This is a genomic window from Streptomyces sp. CBMA156 (assembly GCF_014596515.1).
GTDB lineage: Bacteria > Actinomycetota > Actinomycetes > Streptomycetales > Streptomycetaceae > Kitasatospora.
The window spans coordinates 1-7,246 of sequence record NZ_MSJQ01000218.1; the positions used below are offsets into that span (position 1 = coordinate 1).

Annotated in this window: 4 protein-coding genes and 1 pseudogene; 1 reads left to right on the forward strand and 4 read right to left on the reverse strand. The window is 71.7% G+C overall.

All coding sequences use genetic code 11. The features are described 5' to 3' along the window. Positions 1-434: 434 nt before the first annotated feature. From BU198_RS18210 to BU198_RS18220, 3 genes are all read right to left on the reverse strand, one after another. The gene (locus BU198_RS18210; RefSeq protein ID WP_188296412.1) at positions 435-743 is read right to left on the reverse strand and encodes an FmdB family zinc ribbon protein; all 309 of its coding nucleotides are present in this window, start codon (positions 741-743) and stop codon (positions 435-437) included. A 126-nt stretch (positions 744-869) separates the two neighbouring features. Continuing rightward, a complete protein-coding gene (locus tag BU198_RS18215) occupies positions 870-2,252 on the reverse strand; it encodes an MFS transporter (protein ID WP_411293167.1) in 1,383 nt (460 codons plus the stop codon). A 336-nt stretch (positions 2,253-2,588) separates the two neighbouring features. After that, the gene (locus tag BU198_RS18220) at positions 2,589-4,073 is read right to left on the reverse strand and encodes a potassium/proton antiporter (RefSeq protein ID WP_188296410.1); all 1,485 of its coding nucleotides are present in this window, start codon (positions 4,071-4,073) and stop codon (positions 2,589-2,591) included. Positions 4,074-4,314: 241 nt separating this feature from the next. Here BU198_RS18220 and BU198_RS18225 point away from each other — a divergent pair, with 241 nt between their 5' ends. Then, positions 4,315-7,032, forward strand: a complete 2,718-nt coding sequence (locus BU198_RS18225; protein ID WP_188296409.1) for a penicillin acylase family protein — start codon at positions 4,315-4,317, stop codon at positions 7,030-7,032. Between the two features lie 66 nt (positions 7,033-7,098). Here the strand turns inward: BU198_RS18225 and BU198_RS18230 are convergent. Then, positions 7,099-7,246: pseudogene (locus BU198_RS18230) on the reverse strand (5-formyltetrahydrofolate cyclo-ligase); the annotation flags it as partial.

The following is a 7,246-nucleotide window of genomic DNA, read 5'->3' on the forward strand; positions in this document are numbered from 1 at the left end:
CACCAGCACGGGCACCCCGGCCCGTCGGCGCGTCGCACTGCGCCAGCGGTGCCACCCGCCGCACCCGCGCCGGATCGGCGGGAAGCTCGGCAGCTCCTGCCGGGGTGGCACCGTCGGCGCGGGCAGGGGGAGGGAGAAGCTCACGGTCGTCATCGACGCACCTCCGGAGTGTCGGCGAACCGGCCCCTCGCGGACCGGACGATCCACACGATGGGCGTTCCCGGCGAACTCCGAAAGCACTTTCCCCAGGCCTGTGGAAAACCCCGCCCCTGTGGATAACTTCGTACACCCACGCGAGTGGGTCGGGCCTGTCCGAGTTGACGAATCACCCGCGACGGGCATGCGGAAAGGCCCGCCGTCCCCGCATGGGAGCGGGGTCGACGGGCCTTCCGGGGTGCTGCGGGGCGTCCGGGCCGAGGGGCCCGGTGCCGGGGTCAGCCCGCGGCCGGAGCCGGGCTGGACGAGGCCGAGGAGCCGGAGCCCGACGACGACGACGAGGGAGTGGACGGGGTGGACGACGCCGAGGGGGTCGACGACGACCCGGCACCCACCGTGCTGCTGGAGGAGGAGCGGCTGTCGGTCCGGTAGAAACCCGAACCCTTGAACACGACGCCCACGGCCGAGAAGACCTTGCGGAGCCGTCCCTGGCAGTCGGGGCACGTGGTCAGTGCCTCGTCGGTGAACTTCTGCACCGCCTCCAGGCCGTTGCCGCACTCGGTGCACTGGTACTGGTACGTGGGCACTTGTCTTCCTCCTGGCACTCTCGCCTGATGAGTGCTAACGATGGTCAATGATGCGGCATTCCGCGGGATCAGTCCAGCGACTCCGGTGTGAGATGGGCCGGGACCGGCCACGGGGCCGCCGCCGGCTCAGCGCTCGGCCGCGCCCACCAGCCGTGCGGCACCGCCGTGCTCCGCCGTGGCGGCGACCCGGTCGGCAGCAGCGCCGACGGCAGTGCCGCCAGCAGCGCCGGCCCCGGTCCCCGGCGCCACCAGCAGGTGCCGCAGCGAGGCCAGCGCGATCAGCCCCAGCCCGGCCCCGGTCACCGGCACCAGGAACCCGGTCGAGGGCCCGTGCCCGTCGATCAGCTGCCCCGCAGCCATCGAGCCGACCGCGAGCCCCAGCCCGATGGCGCCGGTCAGCCAGGTGAAGGCCTCGGTCTTGGCCCCGTCCGCGACCAGCGTCTCGACCAGGGTGTAGCCGCTGATCAGGGTCGGTGCGATGGCCAGCCCGCAGACCAGCCCGGCGACGGTCAGCGAGACCAGGTCGGGCATCGCCCACAGTGCCGAGCAGCCCAGCACCAGCAGCGCGTAGCTGATCAGCATCCGCTGCTGCACCGGCCGCCGCCAGGCGATCACGCCGTACAGCACGCCGGCCAGCATCGAGCCGGCGGCGAAGATCCCGTACACGGTGCCGCCGGCGTCGTGCCGGCCGACCGAGTCGGCGAAGGCGTTCACCGAGACCTGCATGCCGCCGAACACCGCGCCGACGCCGAGGAAGGCCCCGGCCAGCAGCCGGACGCCGGGGGAGGCGAGCGCCGAGGCGCGCTTAATGCCGGGCTGCGGCACGATCCGGGCCGGGGCGGTGCGCCGCTGGGCGGCGAAGGCCAGGCCGCCCACCAGGGTCAGCGAGGCCTCGGCGACCAGGGCGGTGGCCGGGTTGGCGACGGCGGCGATGCCGGAGGCCAGGATCGGGCCGATCACGAAGGTGAACTCGTCCGTCACGGACTCGAAGGCGAAGGCGGTGCTCACCCGGGCCGCCGAGGCGTCGGAGGCGCCGTCCGCGGCGAACCCGGCGACCCAGCGGGCCCGGACCATCGCGCCGACCTGCGGCACGCTCGCACCGGCCGGGACGGCGGCCAGGAACAGGCTCCAGGCCGGCGCGTGGCCGAGCGCGAGCGCGATCAGCGCGCCGACCGAGACCGCGTGCACCAGGACGGTCGGGACGAGCACCGAGGCCTGGCCGAACCGGTCGGCCAGCCGCCCGGTCTGCGGCCCGACCAGGGCCTGGGCGACGGCGGCGACCGCGGTGACCGTACCGGCGGTGCCGTACGAACCGTGGGTCTGGGTGACGAGCAGCAGGATGCCCATGCTGAGCATCGCGTAAGGCAGTCGCGCGACGAGGGCGGGGGACAGGAACGTCCAGGCCCCGGGGGTGCGCAGCAGCTCTCCGTACCCGACACGGGCGGGGGCGGGAGCTGCGGTGGTGGCCGCGGGATCCGCGGCGGTGTCGACCGTTCGGCGCGCCGTCACGGTCGGTCCTTCCTGCTGCCTGGTAGCGCGGCAGGGCATGGTGTGGCCCCGACGGCGCCGAGAGTCGTCCTCTCGCGCGTCGACCGGGGTAGATACCGGGTCGGCCCGGCGTGGTGGCCGGGGGCCGGACCGCGGCCGCCGAGCGGTCGCGCCAACTCTGCGTCAGGCAGATGCTGGGTGTGGTCTAGCGGTAGTCATACGGCGTGTTCGAACCAGCATACAGTTACGCGCGTAGACGACACCAGTGCAGCCCGGCCGAAACAGCCCCGCCAGGCCGGACCCAGCCCGGCCCGACCCGGCCCCATCAGGCCGGGCGTCGGGCCGGGCCGGGCGGCCTCACCGCCCGTTCAGCCACCCCGCGAGCTTGCCGCCCTTGTCCACGGCCCGCAGCCGCCGCTCCGCCGCCTCGCCGACCTCGTCCGTGGTGACCACCAGCAGCTCGTCCCCGCCGCGCAGCACCGTCGCCTTGTCCGGCACGAAGGAGTTCCCCTCCCGCACGACCAGGGTGACCGCCGCCCCCTTGGGCAGCCGCAGCTCGCTGACCTCCACCCCGGACATCTTCGAGGCGGGGGAGAGCGCGACCGACAGCAGGTGCCCGTGCAGCTTCTCCAGCGGGGCGGACTCGATGCCCAGGTCCTGGCCCATGTCGCCCTCGTCGATCCGCAGCCGCTTGGCCACCCAGGGCAGGGTCGGCCCCTGGAGCAGGGTGAAGACGACGACCAGGATGAAGACGATGTTGAAGACGTCCTCGGCCCGGTGCGCGCCCGACACCACCGGGATGGTGGCCAGCACGATGGGCACCGCCCCGCGCAGCCCGGCCCAGCTCAGCAGCGCCTGTTCGCGGGCCGGCACCTTGAACGGCGTCAGCGAGACCATCACCGAGAGCGGCCTGGCCAGGAACACCAGCACCCCGCCGATCACCAGCGCGGGCACCACGGCGTCGCCCATGGTCTCGGGCGTGACGAGCAGCCCGAGCAGCACGAACATGCCGATCTGCCCGATCCACGCCAGCCCGTCGGCGAAGCCCCGGACGGCCGGGCCGTGCGGCAGCTTGGAGTTCCCGAGTATCACCGCGCTGATGTAGACGGCGAGGAAGCCGGAGCCGTGCAGCAGCGCGCCGCCGGCGTACGCGAGCACGGTGAGCGCCATCACGGCGATCGGGTAGAGGCCCGAGGAGGGCAGCGCGACGTGCTTGAGCCCGTAGGCGCCTATCTTGCCGACGGCCAGGCCTATCACCGCGCCGATCGCCAGCTCGGCGGCGATGGTGCCGAGCAGGACGTACCAGGAGTCCAGCTCCCCGGTGGTGGCGAAGGCGACGACCAGGATGACCACGGGCGCGTCGTTGAAGCCGGACTCGGCCTCCAGCAGGCCGGTGAGCCGGTGCGGCAGCGGGACCATCCGCAGCACCGAGAAGACGGCGGCCGCGTCGGTCGAGGAGACGATGGCGCCGAGCAGCAGTGAGGTCCGCCAGTCCAGGCCGACCAGCCAGTGCGCGCCGGCCGCGGTGGCGAACACGCTGACGCCGACGCCGACGGTGGCGAGCACGGTCGCCGACGGCATCACCGGCTTGATCTCGCGCCAGCTGGTCTTGAGGCCGCCCTCGGCCAGGATCACCACGAGCGCCGCGTAGCCGAGCACCTGGGTGAGCTCGGCGTTGTTGAAGGTGACACCGATCCCGTTCTGGCCCAGCGCCACACCGATCCCCAGATAGATCAGCAGGCTGGGCAGCCCTGATCGGGTGGAGAGGCGTACGGCACCCACCGCGAACAGCAGGATCACGGAGGACTCAAGCAGGAGCTGGTTCAGATGGGAGATGTTCACGCAGGGGCACCTCGGGCAGGCAAGGGCGGACGGGGTGTCTGGTGGTGCTGTGGGGGTGACCCGTTAAGAAGTCGTCAATGCTCCTCTTGCGGATCGTTACGCAGTCTAACATTTTGCCATATCTTTAGCTTGGTCCCCCGTTCACGGTGCTCGGCCGACTCGGCCTAATGTGGTGCCCTGTCCCGGCAACAGGCCCCGGACACGCCCCGCCCGCCCCGAAGTCAGGACCGCAAGGACCCAGATGCCCCGCTCGAAGAAGTTCCGGCGCGCCCGTCTGATCGTGATCGTGCTGGTCGTGCTGCTGGTGGCCGGTGCCGGCTACGGCGGCTACCGCGGGGTCTCCGCGGTCCGTGCCTCCTTCCCCGAGGTCGACGGCAGCGTCAAGGTGGCGGGCCTGAGCGCGCCCGTCGACGTCAAGCGGGACGCCAACGGCATCCCGCAGCTGTACGCCGACACCGCCGAGGACCTGTTCCGCGCCCAGGGCTACGTCCAGGCGCAGGACCGTTTCTGGGAGATGGACGTCCGCCGGCACGTCACCGCCGGCCGGCTCTCCGAGATGTTCGGCGACGGCCAGGTCGACACCGACGCCTTCATCCGCACCATGGGCTGGCGGCAGGTGGCGCAGAAGGAGTTCGACACCAAGCTGTCGCCGGAGACCAAGAAGTACCTCCAGGCCTACTCGGACGGCGTGAACGCCTGGCTCGCCGAGCACCCCGGCGGTTCGAAGGCCTCGCTGGAGTACTCGCTGCTCGGCGTCGTCAACGGCGGCTACCAGCCCGAGCAGTGGACCCCGGTCGACTCGGTGGCCTGGCTCAAGGCGATGGCCTGGAACCTCTCCGGGAACCTCCAGGAGGAGATCGACCGCTCGCTGCTGGCTCAGGACTTCGGCCCGGACAAGATCGCCGAGCTGTACCCGGACTACCCGTACGCCCGCAACGGCACCATCGTGAAGACCGGCACCGTGGCCGGCGACAACTACCGCCCCGCCGACGGCTCCCCGCAGTCCGGCGCGGCCACCGGCGCCGCCACCGCCCAGGGCGCGGCCACCACCAAGGCGCTGCTGCAGGGCCTGACGGACCGGATCGACGCGATGCCGCAGCTGCTGGGCCGCCCCGGCCAGGGCATCGGTTCCAACTCCTGGGTGGTCGCCGGCACGCACACCACCACCGGCAAGCCGCTGCTGGCCAACGACCCGCACCTGGGCCCCGGCCTGCCCTCGGTCTGGTACCAGATGGGCCTGCACTGCCGGACCAGCTCCCCGGCCTGCCAGTTCGACGTCTCCGGCTTCACCTTCGCGGGCATGCCCGGCGTGGTCATCGGCCACAACAAGGACATCGCCTGGGGCTTCACCAACCTCGGCGCGGACGTCACCGACCTCGTCCTGGAGAAGGTCACCGGACCGGAGACCTACCAGTACGACGGCAAGGACGTGAAGTTCGACCTCCGCAAGGAGACCATCAAGGTCGCCGGTGGCGAGGACCGCACCATCACCGTCCGCACCACCCAGACCGGCGCCCCGCTGATCTCCGACCAGCGCAGCGAGCAGCAGAACGTCGGCAAGTACGCCCCCAACGGCACCTCCGCCCCCGACCGCGGCACCAGCGGCTACGGCGTCGCCCTCCAGTGGACGGCGCTCAGCCCGGGCAAGACCATGGACGCCGTCTTCGAGCTGGACAAGGCGAAGAACTGGGAGGAGTTCCGCGCCGCGGCCAAGGACTTCACCGTCCCCGCGCAGAACCTGATCTACGCCGACGCCAAGAACATCGGCTACCAGGCCCCGGGCAACATCCCGGTCCGCGGCAAGGGCGACGGCACCTACCCGGCGCTGGGCTGGGACCCGGCGTACCAGTGGAAGGACCCGATCCCCTTCTCCGCGCTGCCCTGGAGCCTCAACCCCTCGGCCGGCTACATCGTCACGGCCAACCAGGCCGTGGTGGACCCGAGCTACAAGTACAACCTGACCAAGGGCTGGGAGTACGGCACCCGCGCCAAGGAGATCACCGACCAGATCGAGGGCCTGCTCAAGAACAACGGCAAGATCTCGCCGGACGACATGCAGACCCTCCAGCTGGACAACACCAGCGTGATGGCCAAGACGCTGGTCCCGCTGCTGCTCAAGCAGCCGGTCAGCGACCCGTACGTGCGCGAGGCCCAGGACCTGCTGAAGGACTGGAACTTCCACCAGGACGCCGACTCGGCGGCCGCCGCCTACTACAACGGCGTCTGGCGCCAGCTGCTGATCCTGGCCTTCGGCCAGAAGTTCCCGGCCGACCTGCGGGCCAAGGACAACTGCCTGCTGGTCCGCCGGCAGGACGACCCCACCAAGCCGGACAGCGCCACCAAGATCGTCACCGAGTGCGGCACCCGGGACCCGGGCAAGGCCCAGCCGGACGGCGGCGACCGCTGGACCGAGGTGGTGCGCCAGCAGCTGGAGAAGCCCGACAGCTCGTGGTGGACGTACATCGACGACCAGCACAAGGAGCAGAAGGGCCTGGACAACCTGCTCCAGGAGGCGATGAAGAACGCCCGCCAGGAGCTGACCTCGCTGCTCAGCAAGGACGTCTCCACCTGGAGCTGGGGCCGCCTGCACAAGCTGGAGCTGCGCGAGCAGACCCTCGGCACCGACGACTCCTCGATCGCCTCCGGCGCGGTCCACAAGCTGCTCAACCGCGGCCCATACCGGCTCTCCGGCGGCTCGGCGGCGGTCGACGCGGCCGGCTGGAACGCGGCGGCCGGATACGAGGTGGACTGGATCCCGTCGATGCGCATGGTGGTCGACCTGAACGACCTCGACTCCTCGCGCTGGGTCAACGTCGGCGGCGCCTCCGGCCATGCCTTCCACGACAACTACAACGACCAGACCGACCTCTGGCTCAAGGGCAAGCTGCTGAACTGGGCCTACACACCGGACGCGGTCGAGAAGGCCACCAAGCACAAGCTGGTGCTCACCACCGGCTGACGCCCGTCCGGCCCGTACGGCGGCCCCGTTCCCCCCGAGGGAGCGGGGCCGCCGCCGTTCCCACCCTCAGCCGAGCGCGCGGACCCCGGAGGGCAGCACCGCCAGGTCCACCGGCCGGTCGTGCGGCTCGGCCGGCACCCGCTCCAGCAGCTCGTGCTCGTACAGCAGCACCGCCAGCACCGGCCGCACGCCCGCCCGCGCCAGCCGGGCCAGC